Raw genomic sequence first — 19,377 nt, 5'->3', positions numbered from 1 at the left:
GAATATGAAAAGGTATTTATTTTATTTATGTCTCGTGGCTATTGCTTCTTCTTGTAACAAACTAGAACAAGAGCCTAAATCGACAGTTAGTAAGGAAGCTGTATTTAATACGGAATCAGGACTAAAATTATACAGTAATTCTTTCTATACAATTCTTCCCACATCAAATGATATTCTCCGGGGAGATAACATGAGCGATTTTGTCGCTCGTAAAGATGTTCCGAATTTCTTTCGTGCAGGGGCATTTGGTCCACGCCAAAGTACGGGTTGGACATGGACTGATTTGAGAAATATTAATTATTTTTTGGAAAACAATATATCAGAAAATGTGCCGACAGAGATCCGAGAAAACTACAACGGGATCGCGCGGCTTTTTCGGGCATTGTTTTATTTTGAGAAAGTTAAGCGTTTTGGCAACGTACCTTGGATAGATCGTACATTAAGTACAGAAGACGAATTGTTGACGAGCGGCAGAGATCCGCGGGAATTGGTCATGAATGAAGTACTTAAGGATTTAGATTATGCCATAGCGCATATTACTGCGCTATCGGACCCTACTCGGACCCGTATGACGAAAACAGTTGCGCAATCCATTAAATCCAGAATTTGTTTGTTTGAGGGGACATTTAGAAAATATCACGAAGGATTAGGATTGAAATCTACCGCTGATTTTTGGCTGGAAGAGGCGGCAACTGCGGCACAGGCCGTGATGGATGCGCAGCAATATTCGCTGGTCAGTTCCAGCACAGAAACAAGTTATCGGGATCTATTTATCCAGCAGGGAGTAAATAACGAAACGATACTTAATATAGCATATAGTGTGGAACTCGGCGTTTATCATGATGCCAATTGGTATTATACCAGTGCTTCCTATGGTGATCGACTTAGTTTTACCCGTAAGTTTATCCATACCTATTTAAATATAAATGGTTCGCCATTTACCAATGATCCAGCGTATCAAACGCAAACATTTCAACAAGAAACAACCGGTAGAGACAAACGGTTACAGCAGACGATTCGGACAGCTGGCTATACGCGCGTAAATGGTGGACAACCTGTTTTAACCCCGCCTACGTTTTCCCATACGTATACAGGATACCAGCCCATAAAATGGGTGGAAGCAGATGTTTCGTTAGATGGAGGGGTAAGAAATGCAACCAATATTCCCATCATCCGTTATGCAGAGGTCTTGCTGAACTATGCGGAAGCAAAAGCGGAATTAGGAGAAATGAGCGATGCCGACTGGGCAGGTACTATCGGATTATTGCGCCGTCGTGCGGGCATTACGGGGGGCTTGGATTCGAAGCCGACAACCATAGACAGTTACCTGCGCAGCGCCTATTTTCCAGGAATAGACGATCCGGCAATTTTGGAAGTGAGACGCGAACGCGGAATAGAATTGGCTTTGGAGGGGCACCGGTTTTATGACGTTGTTCGTTGGAGAAGGGGAGAATTATTTAAAGAAACCTGGCAAGGTATGTATGTGCCGGCATTGAATACCGCTTACGATCTTAATAGTGACGGGAAAAATGATGTGGCGTTTGTGACGAGTAATCCAGCAAATCCCGAAACCGGTGTCATGTATGTCAATGTTGCATCTACAGTAAATGGACAAACAAATAATATGATTCTCGAAAATGGCAATAGCGGAGAAATAATCTGGATGCGTACGATTCCGCGTATTTGGGAAGATCGCATGTATTTATATCCGATTCCCGAAAACGATTATATAATGAACCCTAATCTAGGACAAAATCCAAATTGGTAATGATGAAAACAAATAGAAAATTATTTTTACTGGCGGTTGTTTTTTTTACATCTGTCCTTATGGTATTTGCAGGATGTGACAAAAATAACGAAGGAAACAATGGCGGTGAGGAAGACGGAGATGTTTTAACATTTATGACATATAATATACACATTGCAAACCCTCCGTCGCAACCAGCTTCTGTCGTAGACGTTGCAGCAATAGCGAAAGCGATCAATAGTGTCAAACCTGATTTTGTCGCTTTACAGGAAGTAGACCGGTTTACAGACCGTTCGGGCAAAGACTTGGATCAGGCCGCAGCACTGGCTGAACTCACCGGCTTGCATTATCAATTTTTTAAAGCTATTGACCGTTCGAATGGCGAATATGGCGTGGCGATATTATCCAAATACCCGATAGAAGAACATCATCAGGTACTGTTGCCTATTGTTCCGGGGAGCGGTGCGGAAATTAGAACCGTCGGTTGGATACGGGTTAAATTGGCGAATGGAGAAGATTTCGTATTTGCCTCTACCCATTTAGACCACTTATCCGATGAAAATCGGGAATTGCAATCGCGTGAATTGCTGAAAGCATTAAAATCGTACCAAAGATATCATATTGTACTAGGAGGGGATTTTAATATGGATCAATCAAATGATGTTTGGGATACACTGAAAGCTATTTTTAACGTTCCCTGTACGAACTGTCCCAGCACACATTCGGCTATAAATCCTCGGACGGCAATAGATTTTCTTATCCTAAATAACACGGCAAATAATGCTTTTAAGATAAAATCCTACGAAACATTTCCCGAAACGTATGCTTCAGATCATTTACCTGTTGTCATGAAGGTACAATATAAGGATTAATGCTATATACATTCCTATAACTAGTAATCATCAACATGAACTTTAAAGATAGAGCAAATTTCTATATCGACTATTTAAAAAATGATATTATTCCGTTTTGGTTAAACCATTCATTGGACACGGAATATGGCGGTTTTTTTACCTGTCTGGATCGCGACGGAAAGATTTTCGACACGGACAAATTTATGTGGCTTCAGCATCGCCAAGTTTGGACATTTTCAATGCTCTACAATAATGTGGAACAAAACCCGGTTTATCTGGAAGTCGCCAAGCAAGGAGCGGATTTTCTATTGGCACATGGTCGGGATAAAAATGGTGACTGGTATTTTTCACTTGATAAAGAGGGCAATCCGTTAACGCAACCCTATAATATATTTTCAGATTGTTTCGCAACGATGGCTTATGCGCAGTTGTTTAAAGCAACAGGTGAAGAACGGTATCGTGATATCGCTAAAAGTACTTTTCTTCGAATTTTGGAAAGGAAGGACAATCCGAAGGGTAGATATAACAAACAGGTGACTGAAACCAGATCTTTAAAAGGTTTTTCTCTACCCATGATTTTATGCAACTTGGTCTTGGAAATAGAACATCTTTTACCTGCAGATCAAGTTGAAGAGGTATTGCGTTATGGTGTAAATGAAGTGATGAACGTATTTTATAAAAAAGAGTTGGGCGTTATTGTAGAAAATGTTGATCAACAGGGGAATCTTCATGACTCGTTTGACGGCCGCTTAGTGAATCCAGGTCATGGACTGGAGTCCATGTGGTTTGTTATGGATATCGCAAAAAAATGGGGCGATCAAAAGCTCATTGAACAATGTGTCCAGATAAGTCTTCAAACCATTGAATACGGTTGGGATGCAAAACATGAAGGTATTTTTTATTTTTTGGATATGAAAGGGTGTCCTCCCCAACAACTGGAATGGAATCAAAAACTTTGGTGGGTACATCTTGAAGCAACGATTGCTATGCTAAAAGGCTATCAGCTTACCCAAAATCCCGAATGTTTGGCATGGTATCAACGTTTGCACAATTACATCTGGAAATATTTTGTGGATCCAGCCTATGGGGAGATGTTTGGCTATTTAACACGCGAAGGAGAAGCATTACTTCCATTAAAAGGCGGTAAGTGGAAAGGCTTTTTTCATACTCCACGTGCGTTGTATCAGCTTGCGACAATAGCTAATGAGATACACAATATGCAACCTGTTCGTTTTTAACTTAAATAGATATGATACCTAAAACATCATCTGCGATCCAAAATCCATCCGCGGAACAATACCTTCCCTCATACAAAATAGCCCTGTTAATACTGGCTATTCTTTATTTCATGCTGGGGTTTATCACGGTGTTGAATGATACATTAGTTCCATTTTTTAAAGATGGATTTAATCTTTCCTATGCCCAGTCTTCTCTCGTGCAATTTTATTTCTATCTGACGTACGGACTTATTTCCATTCCCGCGGGTAAGGTGGTCGATCGAATCGGCTATAAAAATGGAATGGTATTGGGATTTTGTATTGCAGCTTTCGGAACACTTTTGTTTTATCCAGCCTCTGTATTTCATGAATATGGATTATTTCTCGGTGCGTTGTTTGTCATCGCTATTGGTATCGTATTGCTTCAGGTCTCGGCCAATCCCTATATTACGATTCTTGGGCCAGCAAAAAGTGCCGCCTCACGATTAACCTTTATACAAGGCGTGGGTTCTTTAGGAACAACGTTAGCACCTATTTTCGGGGCGCAGTTTATTCTTGCCCGGGTGGTTGAACAGGGTAGTGCTTCTTCCGTTCTCGTGAAACCCTATTTGGTTATAGGATCGGGTTTATTTCTGATTGGTATTATTATATTTTCTATTAAACTTCCTGTCGTCAAAGTTATACAAAACGAGGGAAGTCAATTGGTACAAAGACTGACGACGATCGAAGTGATTCAACGCTTTCCTAACTTAAAATTCGGCATATTTGCGCTATTCATGTATGTAGGAGCAGAAGTTGGTATAGGTACGTATTTGACTAATTATATTGCAGATCGGTTGTCTATTACGGAGAGTAGCGCCAGTTTCTATCTTTCGTATTATTGGGGAGGCATGTTGGTGGGACGATTTCTAGGGGCGTTTTTTCTTCAAAGGTTTCAAAGTACAAGGGTATTATTTGTCGTGTCCTTTATTGCGGCCTTATTGGTATTATCTTCCATTATAGGACAAGGTCATTTCTCTGTTTGGTGTATGGTTTTAGCGGGGCTTTGCAATTCCATTATGTTCGCCACAATCTTTTCGCTATCTATAGCTGGATTAGGAAACAATACGGGGACGGCATCGGGATTATTGTCAACAGCGATTGTTGGAGGCGCTATGATGACCTATCTACAAGGAGTATTAAAAGACGGGTACTCTTGGGAGGCCGCGTTTGTTTTGCCAATTTTAAGTTATGTCGTCATTATGTGTTTTAGTGTTTATTTGTCTTCATCCTATCAACGCCAACGCCAATAACAAAAAACACAAATGAAGGAACTACCCAACCCAATTCATAAGCAAAGAAAGGGATATGGTTTAACCCCTCCAATACATCAGTATGTAAGAAGCCCAATATCTTCATTACATTTAACGCTGCGATGATCGTGGAAGCAATTAATGCCAATACATACGGTAGTTTGGTTTTGACGAACCGTCCAAAGATAACCACGTATAACACCAGCGTAATGACGATAGGATAAACGAAAGCCAATGGCGGATAAGCAAACTGGATAATGTTATCTACTCCCGTGACAGAAAGGGTGCCGGAAACAATACAGGAAATCGTAACCAATAGTTTGTACCCTAATTTACCGTTGGTCAAGTTACTAAAGAACGTGCCTACGGCGGTGGTCAGCGCAATGGCAGTAGTTAGGCAAGCCAATGCGATACTGATAGCGATAGCTAACGTACCATATTGTCCGAGGATACTGTTAGAAATATGAATGAGCAAGGCTGACCGTGTGATGTCGGTGTTTTCGATATTGGAAGTAGCACCAAGGTAGATTAATCCGCCGTAAATAAAGAATAAACAAGCCGCGGCGAGCGCTCCCGATGCAATGACGACTTTGTTCTTTTCCCCAATGCGCTCGTAACCTTTGGCTTTCGTTGCTGAGATAATAATACCCGCAAATATTACGGACGCTAATACGTCGAGCGTTTGGTAGCCTTCGATAAACCCGAGGGTAAACGATGCCGGTATGGAGCGTATATCGGTTTGTGGGGTAGCAATGGGGTTCGCGATGCCCATACCAATTAAGATAACAAGGACCAGGAGCAAAAACGGTGTTAAGATGTTTCCAACTAGATCTACTACCTTAGAAGGGACGATCGAAAACAACCAGGTGACGGCAAAGAAGAGTATAGATGTCCATACCGGATGGCTGTTCGGAAATGAGGGGAGCACCCCTACTTCAAATGTTGTTGCCGCTGTACGTGGAAGCGCAATTAGCGGACCAATACAAATCATAATAACCGATCCCAGAATGGCGGCAAGATTCTTATTGATACGATGGCCTAAGTCGTTGAAATCATCACCGGAATTGGTGACGGACAGAATACCCAGAAAAGGGAGTAAGATGCCGGTAAGCCCAAATGCCAAGATAGTTGTCCAAACATGATCGCCTATTTGTAGACCGATAAAAGGAGGCAGCAGCAGATTCCCCGCTCCAAAGAACATCGCAAATAGGGCAAAACCGATGGTGGTAATATCTCGTAATTTTCTCAAAATAATAGGTGTTTATAGGTTCCTAAAATAGCAGCGTCACCAATTGTTTTGCTTCTTTTACGTCATGCACACGAAGGATTTGAACACCTTTTGTGAGTAGTAAGGTGTTTAGTGCTATCGTACCTGTTAATGCTTCTTCCGGCGTGATGCTAAGCTTTTTGTAAATCATTGATTTACGGGATATTCCACCTAATATGGGCAATCCGAAGTAATGCAACTCGTTCACACGATATAGGAGTTCATAGTTTTGTTCAATTGTCTTCGCAAATCCGAAACCCGGATCAAGAATAATATCTTTCACCCCCAAGGCTCGCAATGTAGAAATCTTTTCACCTAATGCTGTCGCTACATCTACAGCTATATCCTCATAATCTGTTAACGTTTGCATCGTTTCTGGTGTGCCCCGCATGTGCATCAAGATGTACGGCACTTGTAATCGAGCTACGATAGCAAACATACGCTCGTCGAGTGTGCCGCCCGAAATATCATTGATAATGTGCACACCAGCTTCTACACAGGCTTCTGCGACATCGGCACGAAACGTATCGATAGACAGGATAAGGTAAGGGTGTCTTTTAGTTAATTCCCGAATAACCGGTATGGCTCTATTTATTTCCTCTTCTGAAGAGACAGGAGTTGCCCCTGGACGGGAAGAATAAGCGCCGATGTCGATGATATCCACCCCCTGCTGAATGAGTTCTTCCGCTTTTTGCAATGCATGATCAAGATTATTATGCCTTCCTCCATCAAAAAAGGAATCGGGCGTTACATTGAGAATTCCCATAATCAGGGGTTTCTCGAAGGTGATCAACCGGCCCTTCGCATTGATAGTTTGTGTAGGTGTTGTTTGTAAATGCTTCATGTATGAATTCACTCCACGTTACTTCCGTAAAAACTCAAATTTACCACTAGGGTCCAACTTCATCACCGTAGAAGACCTGCCATCCCCCTTTTCATGTTGACCGTACTCCACGATGTAATCAACACCGGCTTTGATCTGTTCGGAAATTTCCCCGAAACAAGAAGGAGAAACCTCTCCACTGCTATTTGCTGATGTAGATACAATAGGTTTACGAAACCGTTGCAGTAATTGTTCACAGAAAGGATGGCGAACAATACGTATGCCGATGCTGCCATCGGGAGCAACAACATTTGGAGCTAGATTTTTGGCGTTCGAATACACAATGGTTAAGGGTTTTTCACTGTATTCTATCAATTCGTATGCGACCTCCGGTATATCATTGACGTAACTTGCAAGCTGATTATCGTTATGCAGCAAGACGATTAGACTTTTATGCGGATCGCGTCCTTTTAATGCAAAGACTTTTTCTACAGCTTCTGCATTGGTAGCATCACACCCTATACCCCAAATGGTATCGGTAGGATAAAGAATAAGCCCTCCGTTTTTCAACGTTTCAAGGGCTTTATTCACATCTTCTCTATGTACCGTGGTATGTTTCATTAAACCGCTACATTGTGTTCGCGTAGCGCGTCGTTTAATGACGTTTTCTTATCGGTAGATTCCTTACGTTGGCCGATAATCAAGGCACAAGGTACCTGGTATTCGCCAGCAGCAAATTTCTTGGTGTAAGAACCCGGAATCACTACAGAACGCGCTGGAACGTAGCCTTTGTATTCCACAGGTTCAGATCCCGAAACGTCAATAATTTTTGTTGATGCGGTTAATACCACATTTGCTCCTAAAACCGCTTCTGTTTCCACACGGATACCTTCTACGACAATGGCGCGTGAACCTACAAATACATTGTCTTCAATGATAACAGGTGCTGCTTGGACAGGCTCCAAAACTCCGCCAATACCCACACCACCACTTAAATGGACATTTTTACCAATTTGCGCACAGGAACCTACGGTAGCCCAGGTGTCTACCATCGTACCTTCGTCCACGTAGGCACCGATGTTCACGTAAGAAGGCATCATGATGACACCTTTGGATAGGTAAGCACCATAGCGCGCACTCGCTCCCGGAACAACACGTACCCCAAGGGCTTTGTAATTCGTTTTTAGTTCCATTTTATCATGATAAACAAAAGGGTTGTTATTGATCTCTTTCATTTCCTGGATGGGGAAATAAAGGATAACCGCTTTTTTTATCCAGTCATTTACATGCCATCGGGTGCCAATCGGCTCCGCTACACGTATTTCACCTTTGTCGAGCTTGTCGATGACCACTTTAACAGCCTCGTAATGCTCTTTATATTCTAATAATTGCCTGTTTTCCCAAGCATCTTCAATTAATTTTTGTAGTTTGTGTAAGTCCATTTTTACTTATAATGTTATGAAATGACAAGGTCATCTACAAACTTAAAAAAAATCCTTAAGTTAAAGAAGGAACAATACAATTGCACTACCCCTCATTAACCTATGACGTCCATCCGGAATTTTGACAACTGTAGAAATCTTCCCCTTGCACCTTCTCTCCCTGTCAAAAATCCGAAGGACGAGCTTTTATGAACAAATGTTTATTTTGGTGTTCATAAGCTCCCGTTGGTCGGTTTGCTTCTTTTTCGCAGGGAAAAAGAAGATAAAAAAACCTTATTTTTGCTATATGGCAGCAGAAACGGAAAAACTACGAATAGATAAATACTTGTGGGCGATTCGTATATTCAAGACGAGAAGTTTGGCAACGGAGGCGTGTAAAGCTGGACGCGTAAAACTCAATGGGCAGAATGTAAAACCATCTTATATTGTCAAAGTAGGGGAAACCTATTCGGTTCAGAAAGGTATCGAACGTAAAGTGATTCATGTTTTAGGACTATTAGAAAGACGTGTAGATGCGAAAACGGCCGTGCAGTTTTACGAAGATCAGACCCCGGTAGAAGAAACGTATGCGTTTAAATCGACATTCCACGCTCCCGTGTTGAAGCGTGATCGGGGTACGGGGCGACCAACTAAAAAAGATCGTCGCGAGATAGACGATTTGAAATCGGATTGGTGGGAAGATGAAGAAAGCTAAAACCCTATTCGCTATTTTATTTTCCTGCTGGTTCTGTTGTTCTGCAGGGACGGATGTAGATTCGGTGCAAAGAGAATTGGAGCAGGCGCTTCGAGACAGGGAACGGTTTGAGCAGCATAAGCTGAGAAAAATAGAGGGAATAAAACGCAATTTGAAGCGTAACCCGGTAATTGCGCAGCAAGCGGATTTGCTGTTCCAGCTTATTCAGGAATACCGTAAATATCAGATCGATTCGGCTATTCGTTACACGCTGCAATATAAAGACGTTGTGGAGCGGTTACAAGATCCGGAACGGATTAACCAAGCCTCCATTTTATTAGCCCGCCTACTATCTTCCGCCGGAAAATTTATTGAATCCGGAAATCTGCTACGACAAATCGAACGAGACAGCCTGTCTGTGGCATTACTGCCCGATTATTTTGATGCTTTTTTAGCATTTAACAGCCATTACGGACAAAGCAGCAATACAGAACACTATTTTACGCAAAGTGAAATTTATCGAGATTCTTTATTGACTGTTTTGGATTCATCATCATTGGATTATAATATGGCGTTGGCGACAAAATGCCTCTTTCATCATGAGGCGGATAAAGCCCGGGAGATATTATCGCACCTGCTCCGGGAAACAACCGATAATCAACGTGAACGGGCTGTAATTGCCTATCTTATGGGGATTATTTATAAAAACGAAGGAGATATAGAAAAACAATGCTATTATTTTACAGTCTCGGCCATAACTGATATTAAACAGGTGGTGAAAGATAATGCTTCCTTGCAGAGTTTGGCGTTATGTTATTATGAGACCGGTGATATAGATAAGGCTTTTACGTTTATTCAGAAAGCTATCGACGACGCGGTCTTTTCCAATGTCCGTTATCGTACACTGGAGAATTCGTCGTTCTATTCCATTATCAACGCTTCCTTTCAGGAAAAGGAAGCGGAACAAAAACGTGTACTACGGCAAAACCTGATCATCATTAGTGCGCTTACTATCCTGCTCATGTTGGTTTTGTTCGCGTTATATCAGCAAATTAAAAAATTGAAAATTGCGCGAGCAGATTTACATAATGCCAACCAAGCACTGCAACATCTCAATGAGCAATTGCTGCATGTTAATACCGATCTTTCTGAAGCCAACCATATTAAGGAAGAGTATATTGCCCAGTTTTTTGATATCTGTTCCAGCTATATCGATAAGATTGAGGAACAACGTGCGGCAATACGAAAGAAATTCGCACGAGGGCAATTAGATGATATCGGCAAGATGTTAAAATCACAGGATGTTGTGAAACATGAGCTCGAAGATCTATACCGGAATTTCGATGTTATTTTCTTAAATCTATACCCCTCGTTTCTGGACGATTTCAATAAACTGTTGCGACCGGAGGAACACATGACCACGAATAAAGGGGAACTGAATACCGAGCTGCGTATCTTTGCGTTAATTCGCCTCGGCATCACAGATTCTGCGAAGATTGCGTCCTTTCTTCGGTACTCGTTGCGTACGGTATATAATTATCGGGTGAAAGTACGTAATAAAGTCGCCGGTTCAAAAGATGAATTTGAAGCTAAAATTCGAGATATAGGTACCATTCGTTCTTTTTAAGCGGGTATTTTATTTACTTTTTGCTTTCTGATTTTTTATCTTAAATACCTTTTTTTTTAAGTAGTTATAATTTTTTTTGGTTTACTTTTCTGGTGTAAGAAGGCTTTTTTTCTCTTTTTTGCACACTTCCTTGACTACTTTTGTGTAATCCCTTTTGGGAAGAGGAAACTTACAGTTATAATCCAAAAACAAACGCTAAAAACTTATGGTATTTTCGATGAAAAGGCTACGTCCTTTATTTCTTTTAATAGTACTGCTAATGGGAGGAGGAATGCTGTTTGGGCAGACCATTACCACCTTGCGCGGAACAGTAAAAGATGGCCAAACACAAGAACCCATCGTAGGCGCCACGGTCACGGTATCGGGTCTGTCGATCACAACATCTACTTCTAACACGGGAACCTTTACGCTTTCCAACGTACCCTCTGGGGCAGCTTTAGTTGTTTCGTATATCGGGTATGAGAGATCCACAACTATCGTGAATAGTACGGCTGTAGATATTGCTTTGGAACCAAGTAGTTCTACGTTGGATGATGTGGTAGTCATTGGTTATGGTTCCATCAAAAGGAAGGATGTAACCACAGCGATTTCGAGTGTTTCGTTGGAAGACTTGAATGAAAGACCCGTCGTATCGGCCGGACAGGCTATTCAGGGTAAGGCTGCGGGTGTATCTGTTATACAGCCTAATGGAGCACCCGGTGGCGAAACGTCTATCCGCATACGCGGTACAACTTCTTTCAACGCCAGCAATTCACCACTTTATGTTGTGGATGGGGTGCCGGTAGAGAATATGAGCTTTCTCTCGCCGAACGATATTGCCGACATACAAATCCTAAAAGATGCCTCATCAGCAGCTATTTACGGATCGCGGGCAGCCAATGGAGTCATATTGGTTACCACCAAACAGGGTAGGGCAGGCGATGCCAAGATAGCCTTGAATACACAACTGACGCGGAACAACGTCATCAGTAAGATAGAATCGCTGAATGCCGCACAATATAAAGATTTGCAAGATGAAATCGGTATTGTGCATGTGCCATCGGGGCTTCAAGATCAAACAGACTGGTTTGACGAAACTTTTCAAAACGGTCTGATGCAGAATTACCAGCTATCTATTTCGGATGGCAATGAGAAACTCCGTTATATGCTTTCAGGTGGTATGTTGGATGAAGCCGGTGTGATCAAGTCCTCTTTTTTTCGTCGTTATAATATCCGGGCGAGTATAGAGAATAATGTACGCGACTGGCTGAAAATAAATGCCAATATCTCGTATTCAGACAAGAATATAAATGGTATCAACACCGGTAATGGCGCGAATCGCGGAGGCGTGGTGCTGTCCGTCATCAATACCCCGAGCTATGCTGAAATTTGGGATCTGGACAATCCGAAGCAATATTACACGGATTTTTATGGGGTGAATATTACTAGTCCGTTGGAGAATATCGCCCGTACAAAAAATAACAATGGCCGGGAAAACTGGCTGATCGCGTCGGGAAGTGCTACGCTGACTTTCACGCCGGAGTTAAATTTCAAAACCATGCTATCTATCGACCGCCGGAATGGATTGACGACGACTTTCCTGGATCCGATATCTACCTCTTGGGGGCGCAACCAATATGGCGAAGCAACGGATAATCGTAATGTTAATACCGTGCTTACTTTTGATAACGTGTTGAATTTCAATAAGAAATATGGTAAACACGGTCTTGATCTGATGGGCGGAACCTCTTGGACAACTTCGGACTACCGGAATAGCTGGATTAATGGTTCACATTTTCGTAACGACCTCATCCAAACCTTAAACGCAGCGAACAAAATTTCGTGGACGGGAACTGGATCAGGTGGTTCGCAGTGGGCTATCATGTCACTATTTGGGCGGGCAGCCTATAATTTTGATGGAAAGTATCTGGTTACGGCCAATCTGCGTGGAGATGGTTCTTCCAAATTGCACCCAGATTACCGTTGGGGGGTATTCCCGTCTGTATCTGCTGCTTGGCGACTATCGTCAGAAGATTTTCTAGCGGATGTTAGCTGGATTAACGATTTGAAAATCCGCGGCGGTTGGGGTGAAACCGGAAACCAATCGGGGTTAGGAGATTACTCCTATCTGCAGACCTATAATATAACGCGGGTGTCTTGGTTTACAACCGGACAGGAGAACGCGTTACCGGTGATAAGCGCAGCAAATCTGCGGACTCGTGATTTGCGTTGGGAAACGACTGCACAAACCAATGTAGGGGTGGATTTTACCGCTTTTGCTAACCGTTTGACGGTGAATCTGGATTATTATTACAAAAAAACAAGGGACGTGCTGATGTATGCCACAGTGCCTAGCGGTGCGCGGGATGTAGGATCTATCCGACGGAATGAGGGTGCGATAACGAACAAGGGGGTGGATGTGAACCTAAGCAGCAAGAATATGGTGAACGATTTTAAATGGTCTACGGACTTCAATATCTCGTTCAACCGTAACCGTCTGGATAAATTGGAACTGCAAAAGATATATTATACGGCGACTACTTCTGATTTTATCAATGATTATGCAGTGCGCAACGAGCCGGGGCGCGCCCTAGGTGGTTTCTTCGGCTATATCAGTGATGGCGTAAACCCAGAGACCGGCGAACTGATGTACCGGGATTTGAATGGTGACGGAAGAATTTCTTCATCTGACAGGACGTATATCGGCGATCCGAATCCTGATTTTACCTTCGGTCTAACGAATAGTTTTTCATACAAAGGTTTTAATCTAAGTGTATTCCTGCAGGGTTCTTATGGAAACGATATTTTCAATGCTTCGCGTATGGAAACCGAAGGGATGTATGATGGCAAAAATCAGTCGGTGCGTGTATTGGACCGCTGGCGTGTACCCGGACAAGAAACGGTTATTCCTAAGGCAGGTTTTGACCTGAAAAATTCCACCTATTTTGTTGAAGATGGTAGTTTCCTCCGCGTAAAGAATATTGCACTGTCTTACGATGTGAAAAACGGAGCACTGAGCCGTATCGGTATCAACCGCTTGCAGCCTTTTGCATCGGTAAACAATATACTCACCTTCACCAAATATCTGGGTTTCGATCCCGAAGTGAATCAGTGGGGTAATTCCGGTGCAGTACAGGGAATAGATTGGGGAACTTATCCACAGAACAGGTCTTTTGTGGTCGGCATAAATGTAGAGTTTTAATTAGCAAATCTGATGAACATGAAAAGATATAGAACTATAAGCAACGGTATACTCTTGATGGTGATACTGACTTGGACGCAATCTTGTTCGCTAATGCGGGATCCGTTGGATGCTTATTCGGATGTAACCGAAGGGGTGAACGAAGCAGGCGAATACGTCGCTTTCCGTGATAAAGCCGCGGTGGTCAGCCACCTGCAACTGCTGTATAACCAGATTCGTGACCGACAGGAACATTGGTATCTGGATTATTTGCTGATAGGTGACGCACATGCCGATAATGCTTATGCCGGAACGACCGGTGCAGAGGTATTGCCCTTTGAGAATAATGCCATTGATGGTTCCAACAGCGTGTTGGCGCGGGATTGGGATCGTTTCATGGAGGATGTAGGACGTGCCAATCGACTGATTGTTTACATTGATTCTGTGGATGATACATCGCTAACTAGCACCGAGCGCAGACAATACAAAGCAGAAGCGAAGATATTCCGGGCGATGATCTATTTCGATATGGTACGCCTATGGGGTGATGTGCCGGTGATCACGACAGTAGCTAAAGATATTACTTCCGAGAATATTCAAGAGGTATATCCAACGTATTTCCCAGAACAAAATACGGAGGATGAGGTGTATCAGCAAATTGAAAAAGACCTGTTGGAGGCTATTCCGGATGCGCCGGCCAATAGCACAGGCGACAAGACAAAATTCAGCAAGTCGGTTGCTCGCGCGTTACTGGCTAAAATATATGCGGAGAAACCATTACGCGACTATAATAAGGTAATTCTGTATGCCGATGAGTTGGCCGCGGATGGGTTTGCACTGGAAGAAGATTTTACCAATCTGTTTGGGATGAACGCGGATCAGACCGATGCGAAGAAACGCAACACTGCGGAATCAATATTGGAAGGGCAGTTTTTCTCCGGTAACGGCAACTGGGCTACCTGGATGTTCGGGAGAAATTTGATCAACTACAATGAAAATTTTACTTGGGCAAAATGGGTAACACCCTCGCGTGATTTGATCAGTGCTTTTCAACGGGAAGGCGACGAGATACGCTTTAGCGAATCGGTAGTGTATTATCAAACGACTTGGAGCAACTACTATCCGGCGAATAATTATCCGTTTATGTACAAGCTGCGGTCCGCAGTGAACAGTATCATCAAATACCGCTATGCGGATATTCTGTTGCTGAAAGCGGAAGCGCTGATTATGAAAGACAACCCTGATCTGAATACAGCGGCTACTATCATCAACCAAGTACGCGCAAGGGTTGGGCTAGGGGCGCTTTCATCTGCTGTTCGTGGTAATAAGGCCTCTATGTTGGAAGCTTTGTTGACAGAAAGGCGGTTGGAACTTGCTTTTGAGGGGCAGCGTTGGTATGATTTAAGGCGTTTGGATAAAGTGGAAGAAGTGATGAATAGCGTATATGCCAAAGATTCGGGTAGAAGAACGCAGGTATACCCGTTCAATGAATACTCGTATCGTATGCCAATACCGCAAAGTATGCTGGATCAGAATCCGAATTTAAAACAGAATTTAGGTTATTAATCAAGAAATAAAATAGATGAAAACATTCAAGAAGAAAATGATATTAGGGAATCTCCTGAGCATGATGGTTATGGCTTGCGGATCGAGTACTAAAAATGATGTGACGCCGGATCTACCAGGTCCAACTTCGGGTGATGTAACCGTATATATAACGACAGCAGCGCGTACACAAGAGTTTAGAAAAACCTATGTGGATTTCGGTTCCGAAGTCAATATGTCGCCACGCACTATCTTGCTGAACGAGCATGTAAAATATCAGACGATGGACGGCTTCGGTGCTGCCATAACCGGTTCGACAGCGTATAACCTGTTGAAAATGGCTCAGGCTGACCGGACGAAATTTCTGAAAGAGACGTTCGATGTAAATGAGGGTATGGGACAAAGCTATATCCGTATCGCGATCGGCTGTTCAGATTTTTCCATGAGTGAATATACCTTGGCCGACCAACCAGGTATTGAAAATTTTGCTTTGCAGGAAGAAGAAAAGAAATATGTTATTCCGATTCTGAAAGAAATTCTCGCTATTAATCCCTATATCAAAATCATGGGATCGCCTTGGACACCCCCCAAGTGGATGAAAGTAAATAACCTAACAGATTTGGCACCACACGATTCGTGGACAGGTGGTCATCTGAATCCTATATATTATCAAGACTACGCCACGTATTTCGTAAAGTGGATTCAAGCTTTGAAAGCGGAAGGTATTGAAATTTATTCCATCACACCACAAAATGAACCGTTGAACCCCTTAAACTCGGCTTCCATGTTGATGTATTGGGACGAACAACGTGATTTTGTGCGCGATGCACTGGGACCTAAGTTTCAGCAAGCGGGTATCAGCGCAAAAATATATGCTTTTGACCATAACTATAACTACGACAATATAAGTAGTCAGGAAGATTATCCCGTTAAGATTTATGAGGATCCGGAGGCGGCAGCTTATTTTGCCGGAGCGGCCTATCATAATTATGGAGGCGATAAAGCAGAATTATTGGATATACATACCAAAGCGCCCGAAAAAGAGCTGGTGTTCACGGAAACATCTATCGGCACCTGGAATACCGGTCAGAATCTTGGCAAACGGCTTTTGGAAGATATGAAAGAGGTCGCATTGGGCACGGTTAACAACTGGTGTCGTGGTGTTATCGTTTGGAATTTGATGTTAGATTCAGAACGAGGGCCGAACCGGGACGGAGGTTGTCAAACGTGTTTCGGAGCAGTAGATATCAGTTCGACAGACTATAAAACGATAAAGAAAAATTCACATTACTTTATTGTAGGGCACCTCTCATCGGTGGTAAAACCTGGCGCATTACGTATCGGTACAGAAGGTTTTACGGAAGATGGGGTTGTGCTGTCGGCTTTTAAGAATCCAGATAACAGTTATGCGGTGGTGTTGCTTAATGAGAATGCGACGGATATGCGTATTACTTTTTCGGACGGGACAAACTATTTTGGAGCAGAAATTCCGGCACAATCGGTGGTTTCATATACTTGGAAATAATGAACAAGATAACGAAATATATAGGCTTTGTCTTCTGCTTGGTTGCGGTGGCAGCCTGTAAAGAGGATTATGAGTACCCGCTTGGCGGCGGAAACCCCGTTATGGCATTGAATGAAGTGCCTACAGCCGCCTTTTTTGGCGATAGTATCCCTTTCAACGTGCATGTATCAGACGATGGAAAGGCCTTATCCACACTAAAAGCGCAATTGTATTTTAGTGGTGATCTGGTTTCAGAAACGGTTATCCGTACCAAGGAATACGGTAATTACAGGGGTAAAATTTATGCGCCATTCTTGGAAAATATTCCGGATGGAACGGCACAACTGAAATTTGTGCTGGAAAATGTCGGGATGGTGAAAGACGAGCAACAGAAGGACTTGGCACTTTCTCGTCCGGACTTTCCCTACTTGACCTTAGTGGATTCGGATGGAGAGGAGTATCGGATGGAGAAAGAATCCCTGTATCATTACAGCGTAACCGGTAATTTTCCGCAAGCACTCCGCGCACGTATAAAATCGCCAAAAGTAGGTGAAAATGGTAATGAGCTTATTTTCGGAAAATCGGTCGACAATCAAATAATCATAGGTGAAACCTCCGATCTAATCAGTTTTTCTGGTACGGAAACGGGATATGAGGTGACATTCAATGTCTTGACTTATGAACATGGACCTTTGGTAGAAATGACGTTTGATGGTGAGGATATGATTGCGCTGGATGCGAATAGTTATTATGTGCAAAAGACGTTGACGCAAGGGCAAACCGTTCAAGTTACTGGTGTGGAACTGGCCGAATGGTGGGTTGATCCGGATTATTTTGCAAAAGGAACCGATGGCAGCTTGACGTTTTTGCCCATGAGCGGGGAATATCGTGTGGTTGCTGATACAGAATCGAAATCTTTTGCTGTTACCCGCAGGGAAGGCGAAAATGAAGCGACGCTCGGCGATGATGGACACGGTGCGCTTTGGCTGATGGGCTGGGGCATAGGTTCTCCTTCATTGGATTCGCAATTCGGCTGGAATCCCGGAGCGGCATATGGTGTATCTGAAATTTCATCTAAAAAGTATCAATTTACCGGTATTGCCGGACCGGAGCAGGGTTCATCGCTCGGACAACGTTTTCGCACAGATTATTTAGATTTTAAATTTTTCTTCCAGAACGGCTGGGGTGGAGAGTTCAGCAGTCTGACTTTAGCAGCAGGCTCGGAAAGCCTGATAAAACTAACCAGTAGCTGGAATATCGGGCTTGCTGATGGTGTGACATTGGAGGAAGGCGCCACGTATGTACTTACGGTCGATTTAACAGGAGGAAATGATAATGGGATAGTTTCTTTCGGGAAACGTTAAAGGTACAGGTGATTATCGTTGTCACGGAATACGATAATGCCCCATATATCGTACAATACTATTCGCCCGTCGGTTAATGTAAGCTGACGGGCGTTTGGCATCCCACTTTTGAGGACTTGGTAGAATAGCGATAATAAGTGCAGCTTCTTTTCTGGTTAAGCTTTTAGCAGATTTGTGAAAGTAGTAATGTGCTGCCGCTTCAGCTCCATATACCCCTTGTCCCATTTCGATGACATTTAAGTATACCTCCAGAATACGTTTCTTACTCCAAAACGCTTCGATTAACACCGTGAAATACGCCTCCAGTCCCTTTCGTAACCACGAACGTTGCGGCCAGAGAAAAACATTTTTAGCCACTTGTTGGCTGATGGTACTGCCTCCCCGTAACGATTTTCCGGCTTTGTTTCTTTCCATGGCTTTCTCGATGGCTTTGGTATCAAATCCGCTATGTGTTAAGAAATAGGCATCCTCTCCTGCGATGGCTGCAAGCTTGAGATTGTCAGACATATCGTCATAGGACAACCATTTTTTATCTATTTTCCATTCTTTCCCAACAGCTTTTCGTTCAAATGCCCTTTTGACCTGAAGATAGGTGAGGGGAGGATTGATGAAGGTAAGTAGTAATACCCAAGTAATAGTAAGCCCGAAAAAGCCAATGATAAGACGCATCGACCATTTTTTGACCGCTGTGCGCCACGTCTTACGGGGTGCTTTTTTCCTCGTGTTTTTTTTCGTTGATGACCGTTTGATTGCCATTTTTTTCTGGTTCGATAAGCAAAACTAGAAGATTTTTTTCAAAATATCATTCACCTTGCCAAATCACATCATTTCCCTTATTTTTACGGTTCATTAAAAATCATAA

Annotated in this window: 15 protein-coding genes; 10 read left to right on the top strand and 5 right to left on the bottom strand. The window is 42.9% G+C overall.

Annotated features, from left to right (window positions below; all coding sequences use genetic code 11):
- The first annotated feature begins 4 nt into the window (after positions 1-4).
- The 4 genes from H8B06_RS14005 to H8B06_RS13990 are packed head-to-tail and all read left to right on the top strand — an operon-like array spanning position 5 to position 5,110.
- Positions 5-1,768, top strand: coding sequence for a RagB/SusD family nutrient uptake outer membrane protein (locus H8B06_RS14005; RefSeq protein WP_190994892.1), 1,764 nt, complete (start codon positions 5-7; stop codon positions 1,766-1,768).
- Complete coding sequence (locus H8B06_RS14000) at positions 1,768-2,619, top strand: endonuclease/exonuclease/phosphatase family protein (RefSeq protein ID WP_190994891.1); 852 nt, start codon at positions 1,768-1,770, stop codon at positions 2,617-2,619. Before H8B06_RS14005 ends, H8B06_RS14000 begins: the two co-directional genes overlap by 1 nt.
- Before the next feature lie 35 nt (positions 2,620-2,654).
- Positions 2,655-3,839 (top strand): AGE family epimerase/isomerase, encoded by a 1,185-nt coding sequence (locus tag H8B06_RS13995; protein WP_190994890.1) that lies wholly within the window; start codon positions 2,655-2,657, stop codon positions 3,837-3,839.
- A gap of 11 nt (positions 3,840-3,850) precedes the next feature.
- The gene (locus tag H8B06_RS13990; RefSeq protein ID WP_190994889.1) at positions 3,851-5,110 is read left to right on the top strand and encodes a sugar MFS transporter; all 1,260 of its coding nucleotides are present in this window, start codon (positions 3,851-3,853) and stop codon (positions 5,108-5,110) included.
- On the opposite strand, the gene brnQ is transcribed toward H8B06_RS13990, so the two are convergent.
- Genes brnQ through H8B06_RS13970 form a run of 4 tightly spaced genes read right to left on the bottom strand, consistent with a single transcriptional unit; the run spans position 5,067 to position 8,642 of the window.
- Positions 5,067-6,359, bottom strand: coding sequence for a branched-chain amino acid transport system II carrier protein (brnQ, locus tag H8B06_RS13985; protein WP_223857681.1), 1,293 nt, complete (start codon positions 6,357-6,359; stop codon positions 5,067-5,069). The genes H8B06_RS13990 and brnQ overlap by 44 nt on opposite strands.
- Before the next feature lie 22 nt (positions 6,360-6,381).
- On the bottom strand, positions 6,382-7,221 hold the full coding sequence (gene folP, locus H8B06_RS13980; RefSeq protein ID WP_190994888.1) for a dihydropteroate synthase: 840 nt from the start codon (positions 7,219-7,221) through the stop codon (positions 6,382-6,384).
- A gap of 18 nt (positions 7,222-7,239) precedes the next feature.
- The gene (locus H8B06_RS13975; RefSeq protein ID WP_190994887.1) at positions 7,240-7,821 is read right to left on the bottom strand and encodes an L-threonylcarbamoyladenylate synthase; all 582 of its coding nucleotides are present in this window, start codon (positions 7,819-7,821) and stop codon (positions 7,240-7,242) included.
- On the bottom strand, positions 7,821-8,642 hold the full coding sequence (locus tag H8B06_RS13970) for a 2,3,4,5-tetrahydropyridine-2,6-dicarboxylate N-succinyltransferase (protein ID WP_190994886.1): 822 nt from the start codon (positions 8,640-8,642) through the stop codon (positions 7,821-7,823). The genes H8B06_RS13975 and H8B06_RS13970 overlap by 1 nt, the downstream gene beginning before the upstream one ends.
- A gap of 286 nt (positions 8,643-8,928) precedes the next feature.
- Here H8B06_RS13970 and H8B06_RS13965 point away from each other — a divergent pair, with 286 nt between their 5' ends.
- The 6 genes from H8B06_RS13965 (at position 8,929) to H8B06_RS13940 (ending at position 18,515) form a co-directional block, all read left to right on the top strand.
- A complete protein-coding gene (locus tag H8B06_RS13965) occupies positions 8,929-9,336 on the top strand; it encodes an RNA-binding S4 domain-containing protein (RefSeq protein WP_190994885.1) in 408 nt (135 codons plus the stop codon).
- Complete coding sequence (locus H8B06_RS13960; protein ID WP_190994884.1) at positions 9,323-10,942, top strand: DUF6377 domain-containing protein; 1,620 nt, start codon at positions 9,323-9,325, stop codon at positions 10,940-10,942. Before H8B06_RS13965 ends, H8B06_RS13960 begins: the two co-directional genes overlap by 14 nt.
- Positions 10,943-11,159: 217 nt before the next feature.
- A complete protein-coding gene (locus H8B06_RS13955; protein WP_190994883.1) occupies positions 11,160-14,123 on the top strand; it encodes a SusC/RagA family TonB-linked outer membrane protein in 2,964 nt (987 codons plus the stop codon).
- Between the two features lie 18 nt (positions 14,124-14,141).
- Positions 14,142-15,668, top strand: a complete 1,527-nt coding sequence (locus H8B06_RS13950) for a RagB/SusD family nutrient uptake outer membrane protein (protein ID WP_223857680.1) — start codon at positions 14,142-14,144, stop codon at positions 15,666-15,668.
- A gap of 16 nt (positions 15,669-15,684) precedes the next feature.
- Positions 15,685-17,172, top strand: coding sequence for a glycoside hydrolase family 30 protein (locus H8B06_RS13945; protein WP_223857679.1), 1,488 nt, complete (start codon positions 15,685-15,687; stop codon positions 17,170-17,172).
- The gene (locus H8B06_RS13940; protein WP_190994881.1) at positions 17,172-18,515 is read left to right on the top strand and encodes a DUF5125 domain-containing protein; all 1,344 of its coding nucleotides are present in this window, start codon (positions 17,172-17,174) and stop codon (positions 18,513-18,515) included. Before H8B06_RS13945 ends, H8B06_RS13940 begins: the two co-directional genes overlap by 1 nt.
- Positions 18,516-18,536: 21 nt before the next feature.
- On the opposite strand, the gene mtgA is transcribed toward H8B06_RS13940, so the two are convergent.
- Positions 18,537-19,271, bottom strand: coding sequence for a monofunctional biosynthetic peptidoglycan transglycosylase (gene mtgA / locus H8B06_RS13935; RefSeq protein ID WP_190994880.1), 735 nt, complete (start codon positions 19,269-19,271; stop codon positions 18,537-18,539).
- Positions 19,272-19,377: the final 106 nt, after the last annotated feature.

This window comes from Sphingobacterium micropteri (assembly GCF_014692515.1).
Taxonomy (GTDB): domain Bacteria; phylum Bacteroidota; class Bacteroidia; order Sphingobacteriales; family Sphingobacteriaceae; genus Sphingobacterium; species Sphingobacterium micropteri.
This window is presented reverse-complemented; position numbering and strand designations above follow the sequence as displayed.

Bases quoted from the DNA above. Each gene is read 5' to 3' on its own strand.
- H8B06_RS14000 (WP_190994891.1), top strand. From the start codon at position 1,768: ATGATGAAAACAAATAGAAAATTATTTTTACTGGCGGTTGTTTTTTTT.
- mtgA (WP_190994880.1), bottom strand. From the start codon at position 19,271: ATGGCAATCAAACGGTCATCAACGAAAAAAAACACGAGGAAAAAAGCA.
- folP (WP_190994888.1), bottom strand. From the start codon at position 7,221: ATGAAGCATTTACAAACAACACCTACACAAACTATCAATGCGAAGGGC.
- H8B06_RS13945 (WP_223857679.1), top strand. From the start codon at position 15,685: ATGAAAACATTCAAGAAGAAAATGATATTAGGGAATCTCCTGAGCATG.
- H8B06_RS13970 (WP_190994886.1), bottom strand. From the start codon at position 8,642: ATGGACTTACACAAACTACAAAAATTAATTGAAGATGCTTGGGAAAAC.
- H8B06_RS13955 (WP_190994883.1), top strand. From the start codon at position 11,160: ATGAAAAGGCTACGTCCTTTATTTCTTTTAATAGTACTGCTAATGGGA.
- H8B06_RS14005 (WP_190994892.1), top strand. From the start codon at position 5: ATGAAAAGGTATTTATTTTATTTATGTCTCGTGGCTATTGCTTCTTCT.
- H8B06_RS13995 (WP_190994890.1), top strand. From the start codon at position 2,655: ATGAACTTTAAAGATAGAGCAAATTTCTATATCGACTATTTAAAAAAT.
- H8B06_RS13950 (WP_223857680.1), top strand. From the start codon at position 14,142: ATGAAAAGATATAGAACTATAAGCAACGGTATACTCTTGATGGTGATA.
- H8B06_RS13965 (WP_190994885.1), top strand. From the start codon at position 8,929: ATGGCAGCAGAAACGGAAAAACTACGAATAGATAAATACTTGTGGGCG.
- H8B06_RS13940 (WP_190994881.1), top strand. From the start codon at position 17,172: ATGAACAAGATAACGAAATATATAGGCTTTGTCTTCTGCTTGGTTGCG.
- H8B06_RS13990 (WP_190994889.1), top strand. From the start codon at position 3,851: ATGATACCTAAAACATCATCTGCGATCCAAAATCCATCCGCGGAACAA.
- H8B06_RS13960 (WP_190994884.1), top strand. From the start codon at position 9,323: ATGAAGAAAGCTAAAACCCTATTCGCTATTTTATTTTCCTGCTGGTTC.
- H8B06_RS13975 (WP_190994887.1), bottom strand. From the start codon at position 7,821: ATGAAACATACCACGGTACATAGAGAAGATGTGAATAAAGCCCTTGAA.